We start from the raw sequence: 15370 nt of genomic DNA, 5'->3' as shown, positions 1-15370 counted from the left end.
CCGTGAGGAGAGCCGGTCACGATGTGCTCCTGTCGGTGCGGCCCGGTGTGGCGAAAAGATTCAGCCATCGTGAGACTGCCTGGCCAGCGTATGCGCAGCGGCCCGTGCGCACCGGTCGGCGGCACCCGGCCGGAGGGCGCGGCTCATTCTCAGCGGACTCTCATTTTCGGCACCTACGGTCCGCCCCATGGACACCACCAAGACGGACCAACCGACCGACCGCACAGCGCAGCCCGCAGAAGCCGAAGAAGCAACGGCGGAGGGTGTCCCGAACGCTGTCTCCGACCGCAAGTCGCAGACCGAGGCTCCCGCCGGGAAGTCCACCGAGAAGTCCGCCGCGGCCCCGGCCACCGACTCCGGTGCCGACGCCGCCACCGACGACTCCGGCGCGGACGGCCTCGACGAGCCCGCCACCGCTCCGGCCACCGCCCTGGCGGCCTCCACCGGAGTGTTCTCCGGCGCCGCCGCGGTGGCCTCCGCGGGCCTGGGGCTCGCCTCGCTCACCGGCACCTGGCTGGGCACCATGCTCCAGGAGCGTGCGCAGCTGACCGGGCAGATCAAGGCCCAGTCCGGGGCCGCCGCCAACCAGATCGAGGCGGTCTACGGCACGCCGTGGCACACCACGGCCTTCCTCAACGGGCTGTTCGGGCTCGCGGCCGTGGTGATCGCCGCCGTGGTGCTGCTGCGGCAGCGCTCCGCCGCGTCGGCCTCGGGCGCCAACTGGGTCTCGGCCGTGGCCTGGGGCGCGGTGGCGCTCGGCATCATCGGCCTGCTGATCGCGGCCGTGATGGGGCTGGACGTGTTCACCCCGATGCCGAAGGTCCCGGCCAGCCCGGGTGGCGCGCCCACCGGCTGACCCGCGCCGACCGACACCCGACCGGACGAACCGGAACGCCTCGTGGGAGTGGTACTCCCACGAGGCGTTCCGCGTTCCGGGACGATGCCGCGTGGGTGGACGCGACGGTTAAGGCGGCCACATCGGGACACCAGAGGGGGACACCAGACGTACCGAGTCCCACGATCGGAGTTCCACGATGAGCGAATCCGCGGCGCGCACCCCCGGCACCCGGTCCGGCGAGGACACCAGAACCGCGGTCACCGTGCTCGTCGCCCTCGCCGCCAACCTCGTCATCGCCCTCGCCAAGGCGATCGGCGGGGTCTTCACGGGCTCCCCCGCGCTGCTCTCCGAGGCCGCCCATTCGGTGGCCGACAGCCTCAACGAGGTGTTCCTGCTCGCCTCCCTCAAGCGCAGTAAACGCGCCCCGGACGCCCAGCACCCCTTCGGCTACGGCAAAGAGCGGTACTTCTGGGCGCTGCTCGCCGCCGTCGGCATCTTCGTCATGGGCGGCTGCTTCTCGTTCTTCCAGGGCTTCGAGGCGCTTCAGTCGGGCAGCTCGGAGAGCCACACCGGCTATGTGGTCGGCCTCGGCGTGCTGGGCGTGGCCCTCGTCGCGGAGGGCTCCTCGCTGGTCCGCGCCCTGGTCCAGGTCCGCGGCAAGGCCCGGAAGGCGGGCCACGGCATGCTCACCGAGATCCGCACCGGGGACGACCCCACGCTGCGCACCGTGCTGGCCGAGGACTCCACCGCCTGTCTCGGCGTGGTGTTCGCCCTGCTCGGCATGTGGCTCCACATGCTCACCGGCGACGGCGAGTACGAGGCGGTGGCGTCGTTCCTGATCGGGGCGCTGCTCGTCTACGTGGCCTACCGGCTGGCCATGGAGTCGCGGGGGCGGCTGATCGGTGAGGCGATCGATCCGGCGCAGCGGCGGGAGATACGGCGCTTCCTCGACGAACAGCCGGAGATCGACACGGTCACCACGCTGCTGACGATGCGTCTGGGCACCGAGTCCACGCTGGTCGCGGCCCGGGTCGACCTCGTCGCCGGGCTCGACAGCGAAGAGGTCGAGGAGGTCCTGATGCGGGTCAAGGCCAAGATGACGGAGGTCTGGCCGCATGCCGACCAGATCTTCCTGGACGTCACGGACGCCTCCGCCAAGGACCGCGCCCGGGCCCGCCGGGACCTCCGGGCGCTCGACCGTGCGGTGGCCACCGAAACCGGCGCCGACGCCGAGGGCGACCGCTCCTGAGCTCCCCGGATTGGAGGGGGCTTTGACGGGTACTCGGGCGCGGACCTGCCCGGAAGAGCTAATCATGTTCGGAGGCAATACTCATGGGCTTGGGCGGTTGCATCCTCATGGTCGCGATCGGAGGCATCCTCACCTTCGCGACCGACTGGGACGGCAATGGATTCAATGTGCATTTGGTGGGCCTGATCCTCATGGCCGTCGGCTTCATCGGCATGGCCGCGTACGTCAGCGTCTACAAGCGCCGGCGGGTGGTCCCGCCGACCGCCGCGCCTCCGGTGGTCGAGGATCCCGACCCGCACCACCGTCACCACTACGAGATCTGAGGAACCGCACGGGCCTTGACATCGGCCTGTTCGAAACTGTCAGAATCTGTTCACCAAAGGGGAGTTGAGGCCGTTCGGCACTCCCAAGAAGCAACATAACCGAAGAGAAGGGGATCGCCATGGCGGTCACTCGTAGATCGTTGCTGATCGCCGGCAGCGCCGCGCCCATGGCGGGGACGCTCGCCACCGGCATCCCCGCTCAAGCGGCCACCCCCGCGGCCACCGCGTCCCGGGCGAGCGGCGGACGGACCATCCCGCTCGACAACGGCTGGCGCTTCGCGCTCGTCACCCCGGACGGGAACGCCGAGCCGGACGAGACCTACGAGGACGCCCAGCAGCCCGGCTACGACGACGCGAAGTGGCGTACGGTCGCGGTGCCGCACGACTGGAGCATCGAACTGACCCCGACCACCGAGCACGGCACCACCGGCGGGACCGGCTTCCTGCCCGGTGGGCTCGGCTGGTACCGAAGATCCTTCACGCTGCCGTCCGGGCTCGCGGGCAAGCGGATCTCCGTCGAGTTCGACGGGGTGTACATGGACGCGTACGTGTACTGCAACGGCAAGCTCGTCGGCAACCACCCCTACGGCTACACCGGGTTCGCCCTCGACCTCACCGACACGGTGCACACCGACGGCACCACCCCCAACGTCCTCGCCGTCAAGGTCCAAAACCAGCTGCCCAGCAGCCGCTGGTACTCCGGCAGCGGCATCTACCGCCACGCCCGCCTGGTCATCACCGACCCCGTCCACGTGGCCCGCTGGGGCACCTACGTCACCACCCCCACCGTGAACGAGACCCGTGCCACCGTCCGGGCCCGCACCAGCGTCGTCAACGCAACGGGCTCCGAGAAGCCGGTCACCGTCGTCTCCACGGTCAAAGATCCTGAGGGCAAGACGGTCGCCCACACCCGCTCCACCCTCACCGTCGCCGCGGACACCACCCGCGACGCCACCCAGGACATCACCGTCGACACGCCCCGGCTTTGGTCCCTCGACACACCCCGGCTGTACACCCTGGAGACCGAGCTACGCGTCGGAGACGAGACCACCGACCGCTACCGCACCCCCTTCGGCATCCGCCACGTCACCATCGACCCCGACCACGGGCTCACGGTCAACGGCGAGTACACCAAGCTCCAGGGCGTCGACCTCCACCATGACCTCGGTGCGCTGGGCGCCGCGTTCCACGCCGACGCAGCGCTGCGGCAGCTGACCATCATGAAGAGCATGGGCGTCAACGCCCTGCGCACCTCCCACAATCCGCCCGCGCCGGAGATGATCGAGATCTGCGAGCGGCTGGGCATCGTCATGCTGGTCGAGGCGTTCGACTGCTGGCGCACCGGCAAGAACCCGTACGACTACGGGCGCTTCTTCGACGAGCACAGCGAGGCGGACATCACCGAGATGGTGCGGGCCGCCCGCAACTCCCCCGCGGTCATCATGTGGTCCATCGGCAACGAGATCCCGGACTCCACCAGCACCGCCGGACTCGGCATGGCCGAGCGGCTCATCGACGCCGTCAAGAAGGCCGACGACACCCGGCCGGTGGTGATCGGCTCCGACAAGTACCGTTCCCTCCCCTCCCCCGGCTCCGCCGCCGATCAGATGCTCGCCAAGCTGGACGGGCTGGGCCTCAACTACAACACCGCTGCCTCGGTGGACGCGCTGCACGCCCGCTATCCGCATCTGTTCCTGTTCGAGTCCGAGTCCTCCTCCGAGACCTCCTCCCGAGGGGCCTACCAGGAGCCGGAACACCTCAACACCGGGGAGAACCACACCCCCGGCAAGCGCGAGCCCTCCGCTTACGACAACAACCTCGCCTCGTGGACCATGAGCGGCGAGTACGGGCTGAAGAAGGACCGCGACCGGAAGTTCTTCACCGGGCAGTTCCTGTGGTCCGGCATCGACTACATCGGCGAGCCCACGCCGTACGACGTGTTCCCGGTGAAGGCGTCCTTCTTCGGCGCCGTGGACACCGCCGGATTCCCCAAGGACATGTACTACCTGTTCAAGAGCCAGTGGACCAGCGAGCCCATGGTCCACCTGGTGCCGATGGACTGGACCGGCCACCGGCCGGGCGAGACCGTCGAGGTCTGGGTCTACGCCAACGTCGACACCGTCGAACTCTTCCTCAACGGCCACTCGCTCGGGGTACGCCGCTTCGACACCAAGAAGACCACCGACGGCCGCACCTACCTGGAAACCACCGAAGCCACCGGCGACGACAAAACCGTCACCACCGGCCCCTACCCCGGCAGCTACACCAGCCCCAACAACAGCGCCGGAAAACTCCACCTCACCTGGAAAATCCCCTACGCCCCCGGCGAGCTGAAAGCCGTGGCCCGCCGCAACGGCCGCACCGTCGCCACCGACACACGCCGCACCGCCGGACGCCCCCACGCCCTCCGCCTCACCCCCGACCGCAAAACCACCACCGCCGACGGCCGCTCACTCACCTTCATCACCGCCGAAGTCATCGACGCCCACGGCGTACTAGTGCCCGACGCCGACCACCTCATCACCTTCCACGTATCCGGCGGCACACTCGCCGGTGTCGACAACGGACGCCAGGAAAGCGCCGAGCGCTACCAGGCCAGCACCCGCACCGCCTACCACGGCAAAGCCCTCGCCATCGTCCGCACCGGCACCAAGCCCGGCCACCTCACCCTCACCGCCCGCTCAGCAGGACTGCGCAAGGCCACCGCCACCGTCCGCACCACCGGCGGAACATCGGCGCACGTCACCCCCACCCCGCCCTTCGCACCCGACCCGGGACCGGACGCGCCCGCCTACCCGCTGGCCGACGCCAGCTACTCCGGCGCACCCCGAACGCTGCCCGCCGCCATGCTGGACGGCGACCCCGCCACCGGCTGGTCCAACGCGTTCCACAAGCCCGCCACCGCGCTGCTGCCCGCCTTCGAAGGGGCCAGGGAGACCGACTGGGTCTCGGTGACCTGGGCCAAGAAACGCCGGGTCCGTCGCGTCGAGGTGTCCTTCACCCTCGACGCGACCCACACCCTGCCCGCCTCGGTCACGGTGTCCGCGTGGGACGGCCGCCGCTTCGTCCCGGTCCGCGGGGCGGAGGTCGCCTGGGCCGAGGCGTCGGGCGAGCCGACCGTCATCACCTTCGACCCGGTGCGCACCGCCCGGCTCCGGCTGGACCTGGTCAGCCGGTACCCCGGGGAGGCCAAGGGCGCCCAGCGGATCGTGCTGCTGGACGCCCCGGAGGTCTGACCGGCGGACCCCGGGGCTCCGGCCCCGGGGAACCGGCTCACCAGCCCGGGGTGTAGTAGCTGTTGTAGCGGCGCCGACGCGGGCGCAGGCTGATGGCGAAGCCGACGACGCCACCGGCGATGATCCACAGGCCGGGGCCGAACGCCCGCACCCGCTCCATGATGCCGTCGAGCGATGTCACGCCGTCCTGGGCAGCCTGGGTGCCCGGGGCGGTGGCGGAGTTGTCGGCCGAGCCGCCCGCCTCACCGATCCTGGTGCCCGGGATGGTCACGCCGAGCGCCGTCATCGCCTTGGTCACGGGCTGGAAGAAGGTGACCCCGCCCTTGGTGCAGTCGCCGCTGCCGCCCGAGGTCACGCCGAGCGCCGTGTTCCCGACGAAGAGCGGGCCGCCGCTGTCGCCGGGCTCGGCGCACACGGTGGTCTGGATCAGCCCGCTGACGCTGCCCTCGGGGTAGTTGACGGTGGCGTTCAGCCCCGTCACCTTGCCGGAGCGCAGTCCGGACGTGGCGCCGCTGCGGAAGACCTCCTGACCCACGGTCGGGTCGGCGGCGCTGGTGATCTTCACCTGCTGGTTGTTGCCCACGTCCAGGACGCTGTTCCGGGAGAGCTTGGTGTTGTCGTAGCGCACCAGGGAGAAGTCGTTGCCGGGGAAGTTGGTCTGCACCGTGGTGCCGATGCTCGTCTTGCCCGAGGTGTCCTGGAACCAGGGAGTTCCGGGCGGGCCGCAGTGCCCGGCGGTCAGGATGAAGCCGGTCTGGCCGTTGGTGACGTTGAAACCGGCCGAGCAGCGGCTGCCGTTGGTGAAGATCGGGGCGGCACCATCGGTCTTGGTGGCGAACGTCCCCGAGGTGCGCTGCATGTTCACCTCCTCACCCATCGGCTCGGCCATGCCCTTCATCCGCGACCAGTCGGAGGTGGAGACGGAGCTGTCACCCAGCACCATCACCTTGTTGGACTTCGGGTCGACCATCCAGGCAGTGCCCGCCACCCGGGGTGCCTCGCGCAGCGCCTTGGTGACGGACTCCAGCTGGTCCATGCTGAACCGCACCCGCTTGGCCCGCGCCCCGGCCCGGCTGACCTCGTCGGCCGCGTCCGCGTCGGTCACCGCGACCACCGGCTTGCCGTCCTCGCCCGTCCAGTTCCCGGCCGTACGGGACGCGCCCAGCTCGGACACCAGGCTGCTCCCGAGATCGGTTCTCGTGCCGTCCCGGCCGTTCTCCCCGTCCAGAACCTGCGAGGAGCCACCGCTCTCCGCCCCGTGCGCCGATCCGCCCGGTGAGGACTGGGCGACCAACAGCCCGCCACAGACCATGGCACCGACGGCCGCGTACCGTACTGCATGGCGCACGCCTCGCCGCGTGTGCTTCACCACCACGTCTCCTTACGTCGATCCAGCGCGTCGCCGACAACCAGAGCCAGGGCTCGGCCGGCAAGGGCCCTCCCTTCTCATACGGGCGGGACCGGCATCGCGCTCACCGCGGGGCGCGGCTGTTGTGACGCGGCGGGAATCGACGGGGCGGCCCGGCTACGCCGGGGCGGTCAGGGGCGCTCCGCAGCGCAGGTTCCACCGGCCGGACCGGCCGCTCAGCGCGGTGGCCGTGAGCGGGGCGACGTCCAGCCGCCAGAAGGTCCGCGGGGGCAGGTCCAGCGCGTGGACCAGGGCGGCGCGGATGACGGCGGGTTCGGCGACGGCGAGCACCCGCGTGTCCTGTCCGGTCCTCGACTCCAGCCAGGCGCCGGTCCGTTCGATCAGCTCCAGCAGCGATTCACCGCCGTGCGGTGCCGCCGCCGGATCGGCCAGCCAGGCGGCGACGTCCTCGGGCGCCTCCCGCCCGACGTCGTCCAGCGACCGGCCGCGCCAGCGGCCCACGTCGAGGTCGCGCAGCCCGGGCGCGTCCGCCGCGTCCTGGGCGAGGGCCCGCGCGGTGCCGCGGCAGCGCGCGGAGGGTGCGGTGAATGTCACATCGTGGTGCGGCAGGGCGCCCGTGGCGGCCCTGGCCCGGCGTACGGCGGCCGCGTCCGGCGGGGCGTCATCGAAACGCACCTGCCGCAGGGCCGCGTTGACCGCGGGCGCCAGCAGGGTGATACGCACCGCCTTGTCCCCCTTTTCCGTACCATCTGCCGCCGTGCGGGCGCCGATTCCGGCGACCGGGCCGTAGCGGCGGCCGGGTGTCGCGCGCTACGGTCTCATGGAAAACGACGGCGTGATGGAAGTCCGGTGAGAACCCGGCACGGTCGCGCCACTGTGTGTCCGGCGGAACGGTCCCGTGAACGCGGGCCGCCCGGCGGGCGAGTCAGACCCGGCGCCGTCGTACGAGTACCAACAACCGGGACGCGTGTTCCCAGGAGGTCGCCATGGCTCAGTCCGCCGTTCCCGCACCCAGCTCCCAGCCGGTGCCGGAGATCACCCCCGTCTCGCTGAAGGCGATCGCCCCGTGGGCGCTGTTCTTCGGTGTCCTGATGCTGATCCTGCTGTACTTCGTCGGCGCCGAGCAGGGCGCCACCGCCGTCATCTCCGGCGAGAACGTGCACGAGTGGGTGCACGACGGGCGTCATCTGCTCGGTTTCCCCTGCCACTGACCGCCCTCATCGCCTCAGTTCGAGCTGCACACCAGGGGAATCGACACAGCCATGAACTCCATATCCGTCCGGGCGCTGCTCGTCCGGGGCATGCTCGCGGGTCTCGCCGCCGGGCTGCTCGCGCTCGCCGTGGCGTATCTGCTGGGCGAGTCGCGCGTGGACGCGGCCATCGGATTCGAGGAAGCGCACAGCCATGAACACGGCGGCGCCGAACTCGTCAGCCGCACCCTCCAGTCCACCGCGGGGCTCGCCACCGGCGTGCTGATCTACGGCGTCGCGCTCGGTGGCATCGCCGCCCTCGCGGTCTGCTTCGCCCTCGGGCGCGTCGGGCGGTTCGGGCCGCGGGCCACCGCCGCGCTGGTGTCGCTGGGCGCGCTGGTGAGCGTGTATGTGGTGCCGTTCCTCAAGTACCCGGCCAACCCGCCGTCCGTGGGCGACCCCGCGACCCTCGACCAGCGCACCACGCTGTACTTCCTGATGGTGGTGCTCAGTGTGCTGCTGGCGGTCGCCGCGGTCATCCTCGGCAAGCGGCTGGCGCCGCGTCTTGGCAACTGGAACGCCACCGTGGCCGCCTCGGTGGCCTTCGTGACGGCGGTCGGGCTCGCGTACGCGTTCCTGCCCTCGTTCAACGAGGTGCCCCATGGCTTCCCGGCCACCCTGCTGTGGCAGTTCCGGCTGGCGGCACTGGCCGTCCAGGCGACCCTGTGGGGGGCCTTCGGTCTGTTCTTCGGGTATCTGGCCGAGCGGCAGCTCGCTCCGCGCCCGGCCGTGGCGTCGGGTGCCCCGGCGAAGGCGGGCGTCGCCCACTGACCGTCCGTCCCGTCCGCCGCACCCGGTCCGCATCTGCCGCCAGAGGAAACACCACCCGTGCCGATAGCACGTCCTGCCCGATTCACCACCCTGCTGCTGACCGGCGCCCTACTGCTGACCGGATGCGGCGGCGGCCCGGAAACCTCCTCCGGCTCCTCGGAGGAGAACGCCCCCGGATATCCGCGCACCGTGAGCAACTGCGGCCAGAAGGTCCGTATCACCGCACCGCCCCGGCAGGCGGTGTCGCTCAACCAGGGGTCGACGGAAATCCTGCTCTCCCTGGGGCTCGCCGACCGGATGTCCGCCACCGCCACCTGGACCGACCCCGTCCTGCCCGGGCTGCGCAAGGCCAACGCCACCGTGCCCCGGCTCGCGGACAACGCGCCCTCCTTCGAGAAGGTGCTGGACAAGGAGCCGGACTTCGTGTCCGCGTCCTTCGAGTCCACCCTCGGCAAGGGCGGGGTGGCCACCCGCGAGCAGTTCGAGAAGCTCGGGGTGCCGACGTACGTCTCCCCCGCCGACTGCACGAAGGACAACAGCGGGGACGGTGACGGCAGCCGCACCACCCCGCTGACCATGGACCACATCTACGGGGAGATCCGCGACCTGGCCCGGGTCTTCGGCCTGGAGAAGCGCGGCGACGCGCTCGTCGGCAGCCTCAAGGCGCGGGTCGCCAAGGCCACCCGGGGCATCGACGCCTCCGGCACCTCGGTGCTCTACTGGTTCGCCAACTCCGAATCCCCCTATATGGCGGGCTGTTGCGGCGCCCCCGGCATCATCACCCACGCGGTCGGCGCGAAGAACGTCTTCGATGACGCCCATGAGGAATGGCCGCAGATCAACTGGGAGACGGTGGCGGAGCGGAACCCCGATGTCCTGGTCATCGGCGACCTCGCCCGCAAGCAGGAGTCGGCCGAGACCGCCGCGAAGAAGATCGCGTTCCTGGAGTCCAACCCGGTCACCCGCGGGATGGACGCCGTCCGCCACAAGCGGTACGTCCTGCTCAGCGGGCAGGCCATGAATCCGTCGATCCGTACGGTCGACGGCGTCGAGAAGGTGGCCGCCGCGCTGCGCCGCTACGGCCTCGATCGATGAGCGGTGCCACCGATACGACGGGTCCGGCCCCGGTCCGCGCACGGCGGCTGCGGTATCCGGCGCTGTGGGCGGCCGGGGTCGCGGCGCTGCCGCTGTCGATCGCCTTCGCCATCACCATCGGTCCGGCCGACATCCGGGTCGCCGACGTATGGGCCTCGGTCGCGTCCCACCTGGGCTGGGGCAGCACCGGGCTGACGCCGATCCGCGACGGCATCGTATGGAATCTGCGGCTGCCGCGGACCCTGCTCGCCGCGGTGTGCGGGGCCGGGCTCGCGGTGTGCGGGGCGGTGATGCAGTCGCTGCTGCGGAACCCGCTGGCCGACCCGTTCGTCCTGGGTGTCTCCTCGGGCGCGTCCACCGGCGCGGTCGCGGTGGTGGTGCTGGGGGCCGGCGGCGGGGCGGTGTCCGTCTCGGCCGGTGCCTTCGTGGGCGCGGTGGTGTCGTTCGCGCTGGTGCTGGCGCTCAGCCAGGTGCTGGGCGGCACGACGGACCGGGTGGTGCTGTCCGGGGTGGCCGCGATGCAGCTGTTCTCGGCGCTGACCTCGTTCGTCGTGATGACGGCGGCGGACGCGGAGCAGACCCGCGGCGTGCTGTTCTGGCTGCTCGGCTCGTTCGGAGGCGTGGGCTGGGCCGAGGTGTGGACGGGGCTCGCGGTGCTGGCCGTGGCGCTGGTCGTGTGCGGGGTGCACGCGCACGCGCTGGACGCGTTCGCGTTCGGGCAGGACGCGGCGGCCACCCTGGGCGTACGGGTGGTCCGCACCCGGATCGTGCTGCTGACCGTCACCGCGCTGCTGACCGCGGTGCTGGTCAGCTCGGCGGGGGCGATCGGCTTCGTCGGACTGGTGCTTCCGCACGCCGCCCGCGCCCTGGTGGGCTCCGGGCACGCCCGGCTGCTGCCGATCACGGCGCTGACCGGGGCGGTGTTCCTGGTGTGGGTCGACACGCTGGCGCGTACGATGCTCGACCCGCAGGAGGTGCCGGTGGGCGTGGTCACCTCGCTGATCGGCGTCCCCGCGTTCGTACTGATCCTCTACCGCACCCGGAAGGCGGGGACGGCATGACGGGGGACACCGGAACCGGGCTGCGCGCGGAGCGCGTGGCGCGCCGCGCGGGCGGCCGGCTGATCGTGGACGGGGTGAGCCTCACTCCGGCGCCCGGGTCGTGCGTCGGGCTGCTCGGGCCGAACGGCTCGGGCAAGTCGACACTGCTGCGGCTGCTGGCCGGGGTGCTGGCCCCCGCCTCGGGCGTGGTCACGCTCGACGGGCGCCCGCTGGGCGACCTGCACCGCAGGGCGGTGGCGCGCCGGATCGCGGTGGTCGAGCAGGAGGCCGTCACCCAGTCCGAGCTGACCGTGCGCGAGGTGGTGGGCCTCGGCCGCATTCCGCACCGCCGCCCCTGGTCGGGAGTGTCGGCGGCGGACGAGGAGGCCGTACGCCACGCCCTGGAGCGGACCGGGCTCGCGGACCGGGCCGGGCAGTCGTGGCACACCCTCTCCGGCGGTGAGCGCCAGCGCGCCCAGATCGCCCGCGCCCTCGCGCAGGCACCCCGTGAACTGCTACTGGACGAGCCGACCAACCACCTCGACATCCAGCATCAGCTCGATCTCATGGCGCTGGTCGCGGATCTGCCGGTCACCACGGTGATCGCGCTGCACGATCTGAACCTGGCGGCGATGTACTGCGACGCACTGCTGGTACTGCGGGAGGGGCGGGTGGCGGCCGCGGGCACGCCGGGGGACGTCCTCACCGAGGATCTCATCGCTGACGTCTACGGAGTGCGCACCGCCGTCACCCCGGACGGGCCCGAAGGACGCCCGCACATCCGCTTTCTCACCAGGTGACCGGCGGCAGTTCACCCGGCGAGCGCACCTGCGGATGCACACCACCCCGATCACCGGGAGAGTCGGAGATGTCCGACATACACGAGCTGGTTGGGGTGCTGCGGTATGCGTATCACCGGACTTGGACATGCAGGACTCTTCATCGAAACCGCGGCGGGATCGGTTCTGTGCGACCCGTGGGTGAACCCCGCCTTCTTCGGCTCGTGGTTTCCGTTCCCTGACAACACCGATCTGGACTGGGCGCACCTCGGGCGGTCCGCGGACTATCTGTACGTCTCCCATCTGCACCGGGACCACTTCGACGCACAGAATCTGCGCCGCAACGTGCGCAAGGACATCACGGTGCTGCTGCCCGCCTTCGCCACCGACGAGCTGGAGCGTGAGCTGCGCACACTCGGGTTCACCCGGTTCCTGCGCACCGAGAGCGGAAAGCCCGTCGAGCGCGACGGCCTGCGCATCATGATCACTGCCCTCACCGGCCCGGGTGACGGCCCCATCGGCGACTCCGCACTCTCCCTGGACGACGGTCGTACGGTGCTGCTGAACCAGAACGACGCCCATCCGCTGGACATCGCGGCCATCCGTGACTTCGGCGAGGTCGACGCGTACTTCGTGCAGTTCTCCGGGGCGATCTGGTACCCGATGGTCTACCAGCTGCCGGACTCCGCGAAGCGGGAGTTCGCCGCCCGCAAGCGGCAGGGCCAGTTCGACCGCGCGCTGCGCTACATCGACGCGGTCGAGGCGGCGCATGTCTTCCCCAACGCGGGCCCGCCGTGCTTCCTCGACGACGCGCTCTTCGAGTACAACGGCACCGGCCGCGACGGGGAGTCCATCTTCACCGACCAGCGGGAGTTCCTGGCCCAGCTCGCACGGGAGCGGCCGGACGTCTCGGCGCATCTGCTGCTGCCGGGCACGGTCGCCGAGCCGGAGGACACCGCCTGCAAGCTCACCCACCGCCACACCGACAAGGAGATCGACCGCATCTTCGGCGACAAGCGCGCCTATCTGCGCGACTTCGCCCGCCGTCAGCGGCCCGCCCTCGCCGCCGAACGCGCCTCGCGCACCCCCGCGCTGCCGCGCAAGCGGCTGCTGGCCGAGCTGAAGCAGTGGTGGGAGCCGCTGCTGTCGCGCGCGGACCACATCTGCACGGGCGTCGGCGGCCCGGCCCGGCTGGATGTGGGCGACATCCCGATCGTGATCGACTTCCCGGCGCGGGAGGTGCGGGAGTGGAACGGCGAGCGCTGCCGCTACACGCTGTCCACCACGGGCGACCTGGTGGCCACCAACGTCGTCAAGCGCGAGGTCGACTGGTCCAACAGCCTGCTGCTGTCGATGCGGTTCACCGCCAGCCGGATCGGGCCGTACAACGAGTTCCTGTACGTGTTCTTCAAGTGCCTTTCCATGGAGCGCATCGAGTACGTCGAGAACTACTACGCCTCCGGTGAGGACGACGGCCAGGACATCGAACTCGACGGCTGGCGGATCCAGCGCCGCTGCCCCCATCTCCGCGCCGACCTGGGCCGGTTCGGGCAGATCGAGGGCGATGTGCTCACCTGCACCCTGCACGGCTGGCGCTACGACCTGACCACGGGACGCTGTCTGACGGCCGACGGCCACGATCTGCGCGCCACCCGGTGCGAGAATCCGTGAGACGGGCGGGACTCCTGTGCGTATGGGCTCATGAACCCCACCGAAGGAGTCCCCCATGGCGCGCAGAAGAACCCTCGGCCGTCCGAAGAAGCTGATCCTGCTGATCGGCGCGGTGGCGCTGGCCGGTGCGGGAGCCGGGGTGATGGCGACCAGCAGTAGCGCCGGCACCACGGCTTCCAAGAACACGGTCAAGGCGGAGTCCACCGCGTGCGACGGACTGGCCCAGGCGCTGGCCAACAACGAGAAGTTCATCGCGGACCAGCGGGCGAACCCCGATGCCCAGTCGGACGCCCGGATCGCGAACCGGCAGGCGGTCGTCGAGGAAATCAAGCGGAAGCAGCAGGCGTCCGGATGCGCGGTGGGCGAGAGCGCCGCCACGTCCTCGCCGGGCGGCGGGAGCGCGGCCGAAGACACGACGGCGGCCGATGACGAGGCGGCCGACGACACGGCCGCCTCCGGGGGCGCCGCCGGCGATGTCGTCTGCGCGGGCTCGACGGTCACCCTGTCCGGCGAGGACGGGGCACCGGCGGCCTCCAGCAATCAGTTCCCGGCCGGCACCAAGCTCAAGGTGACCAATCTGGACAACGACAAGTCCACGACCGTCGCCGTCACGTCGACATCGGGCAGCTGCGCCCTGCTGAACAACGCCGCGTTCGAGCAGGTCCGTGAGCCCGGCAAGAACCTGATCCGCAACGCGCGCATCGAGCGCGTGGGCTGAGACCGCACCGGCACGGGGCCGGGGCGCGGCCATCGCTCCCCCGGCCCCGGCCGCCGCTCACCGCGCCTGGTCGGTGGCCTTGCCCCGGCGCGCGGCCACGGCCGCGAGCGCCTGCCAGGCCGCCTCCGGGTGGCAGGTCTCCTCCGGGTCGCCGTTGAACGGATCGAGCAGCACGGACTCGGCGCCCAGGCGGCGCAGTTCCTCGATGTCGTCCATGACCTGGTCGATCGTGCCCTGACCTGCCGGGCGTTCGGGGCCGGTGACCGGCTCGTCGGTGAGCTTCAGCACCACGCGCGGGGCCAGCCCGGGCACCGGTCGGCCCAGCTCGTCCGCGATGCCCTTCATCCGGTCCAGCGCCTCCCGAAGCCAGTCGAGGGTGAACCGGATGGGATGCCACGCCTGGCCGTGCCGTACCGTCCGGCGCAGCGCGGCGTCGCTGTTGCCGCCCACCCAGACCGGGATCTCCCCGCTGCGGTAGTCCGCGTCGTTCTCCCAGGCCGTACGGATCGTCCGAAGGGCCTCGTCGGTCAGCTTGCCGCGCCGCTCGAACTCCACGCCGAGCGCCTCGTATTCCTGCTTCGCCCATCCCACGCCGACGCCGAGGACGAGGCGTCCCCCGCTGAGCTGGTTGAGGTTGGCGGCCATGCGGGCGATGAGCAGCGGATGCCGGTACGGGGCGACCAGCACGGTCGTCCCCAGCCGCACCCGGTCGGTGATCCCGGCCAGCCAGGAGAGGGTGGTGAAGGGCTCGTAGAACGGGGCGGGATACTGCTCCGCCACATCGGGGGTGACCGCGACATGGTCCGAGACCATCAGCAGGTCGTACCCCAGTCCCTCCACGGTCCGCGCCCACTGACGCAGGACATCCGGCCGGGTGCCCGGGCCGAAATTCGGAACGTTGACTCCTATATCCATGCCGTCACCCTAGGCAATGATCATGACGGCGCACCCACCACCCCGTTACCCTCCCGCGCGGCCCGTCGGTCAATGAGGAGTTGCGCCGCCGGTCCCAGGCCCGTCTGTTACAGGCG

Annotated in this window: 14 protein-coding genes; 11 read left to right on the top strand and 3 right to left on the bottom strand. The window is 71.0% G+C overall.

Annotated features, from left to right (window positions below; genetic code table 11):
* Positions 1-187 precede the first annotated feature (187 nt).
* The 4 genes from ACH4TL_RS13175 to ACH4TL_RS13160 all read left to right on the top strand — a co-directional run bounded on the left by ACH4TL_RS13175 (position 188) and on the right by ACH4TL_RS13160 (position 5646).
* Positions 188-856 carry a hypothetical protein gene (locus ACH4TL_RS13175; protein WP_398326900.1) on the top strand — a complete coding sequence of 223 codons (669 nt, stop codon included), beginning with the start codon at positions 188-190 and terminating at the stop codon, positions 854-856.
* Between the two features lie 178 nt (positions 857-1034).
* Positions 1035-2087 carry a cation diffusion facilitator family transporter gene (locus tag ACH4TL_RS13170; RefSeq protein ID WP_398326897.1) on the top strand — a complete coding sequence of 351 codons (1053 nt, stop codon included), beginning with the start codon at positions 1035-1037 and terminating at the stop codon, positions 2085-2087.
* 83 nt (positions 2088-2170) lie between these two features.
* Positions 2171-2410 (top strand): hypothetical protein, encoded by a 240-nt coding sequence (locus ACH4TL_RS13165; protein WP_398326894.1) that lies wholly within the window; start codon positions 2171-2173, stop codon positions 2408-2410.
* Between the two features lie 119 nt (positions 2411-2529).
* Positions 2530-5646 (top strand): glycoside hydrolase family 2 TIM barrel-domain containing protein, encoded by a 3117-nt coding sequence (locus ACH4TL_RS13160; RefSeq protein ID WP_398425238.1) that lies wholly within the window; start codon positions 2530-2532, stop codon positions 5644-5646.
* 37 nt (positions 5647-5683) lie between these two features.
* Here the strand turns inward: ACH4TL_RS13160 and ACH4TL_RS13155 are convergent, their stop codons facing one another.
* Complete coding sequence (locus tag ACH4TL_RS13155; RefSeq protein ID WP_398318681.1) at positions 5684-6958, bottom strand: S1 family peptidase; 1275 nt, start codon at positions 6956-6958, stop codon at positions 5684-5686.
* Between the two features lie 213 nt (positions 6959-7171).
* A complete protein-coding gene (locus tag ACH4TL_RS13150; RefSeq protein WP_398317788.1) occupies positions 7172-7738 on the bottom strand; it encodes a histidine phosphatase family protein in 567 nt (188 codons plus the stop codon).
* 263 nt (positions 7739-8001) lie between these two features.
* On the opposite strand from ACH4TL_RS13150, the gene ACH4TL_RS13145 reads away from it, so the two are divergent.
* The 7 genes from ACH4TL_RS13145 to ACH4TL_RS13115 all read left to right on the top strand — a co-directional run bounded on the left by ACH4TL_RS13145 (position 8002) and on the right by ACH4TL_RS13115 (position 14339).
* A complete protein-coding gene (locus ACH4TL_RS13145) occupies positions 8002-8226 on the top strand; it encodes a CbtB-domain containing protein (RefSeq protein WP_398317791.1) in 225 nt (74 codons plus the stop codon).
* A gap of 51 nt (positions 8227-8277) precedes the next feature.
* Positions 8278-9036 carry a CbtA family protein gene (locus ACH4TL_RS13140; protein WP_398317794.1) on the top strand — a complete coding sequence of 253 codons (759 nt, stop codon included), beginning with the start codon at positions 8278-8280 and terminating at the stop codon, positions 9034-9036.
* Between the two features lie 57 nt (positions 9037-9093).
* Entirely contained in the window at positions 9094-10131 is a 1038-nt protein-coding gene (locus tag ACH4TL_RS13135; RefSeq protein WP_398317797.1) for an ABC transporter substrate-binding protein, read from the top strand.
* Positions 10128-11192, top strand: coding sequence for a FecCD family ABC transporter permease (locus ACH4TL_RS13130; RefSeq protein ID WP_398317800.1), 1065 nt, complete (start codon positions 10128-10130; stop codon positions 11190-11192). The genes ACH4TL_RS13135 and ACH4TL_RS13130 overlap by 4 nt, the downstream gene beginning before the upstream one ends.
* Positions 11189-11971, top strand: coding sequence for an ABC transporter ATP-binding protein (locus ACH4TL_RS13125; RefSeq protein WP_398317802.1), 783 nt, complete (start codon positions 11189-11191; stop codon positions 11969-11971). The genes ACH4TL_RS13130 and ACH4TL_RS13125 overlap by 4 nt, the downstream gene beginning before the upstream one ends.
* 105 nt (positions 11972-12076) lie before the next feature.
* A complete protein-coding gene (locus tag ACH4TL_RS13120) occupies positions 12077-13621 on the top strand; it encodes a Rieske 2Fe-2S domain-containing protein (protein WP_398317805.1) in 1545 nt (514 codons plus the stop codon).
* A gap of 55 nt (positions 13622-13676) precedes the next feature.
* On the top strand, positions 13677-14339 hold the full coding sequence (locus ACH4TL_RS13115; protein ID WP_398317808.1) for a hypothetical protein: 663 nt from the start codon (positions 13677-13679) through the stop codon (positions 14337-14339).
* Positions 14340-14396: 57 nt separating this feature from the next.
* On the opposite strand, the gene ACH4TL_RS13110 is transcribed toward ACH4TL_RS13115, so the two are convergent.
* Entirely contained in the window at positions 14397-15254 is an 858-nt protein-coding gene (locus ACH4TL_RS13110; protein ID WP_398317811.1) for an LLM class flavin-dependent oxidoreductase, read from the bottom strand.
* Positions 15255-15370 lie beyond the last annotated feature (116 nt).

Origin of the sequence: Streptomyces sp. NPDC021115 (genome assembly GCF_044333065.1) — a bacterium.
Taxonomy (GTDB): domain Bacteria; phylum Actinomycetota; class Actinomycetes; order Streptomycetales; family Streptomycetaceae; genus Streptomyces.
Note: the sequence above shows the minus strand (reverse complement) of the source record. Positions and strands in the feature narration are given on the sequence as shown.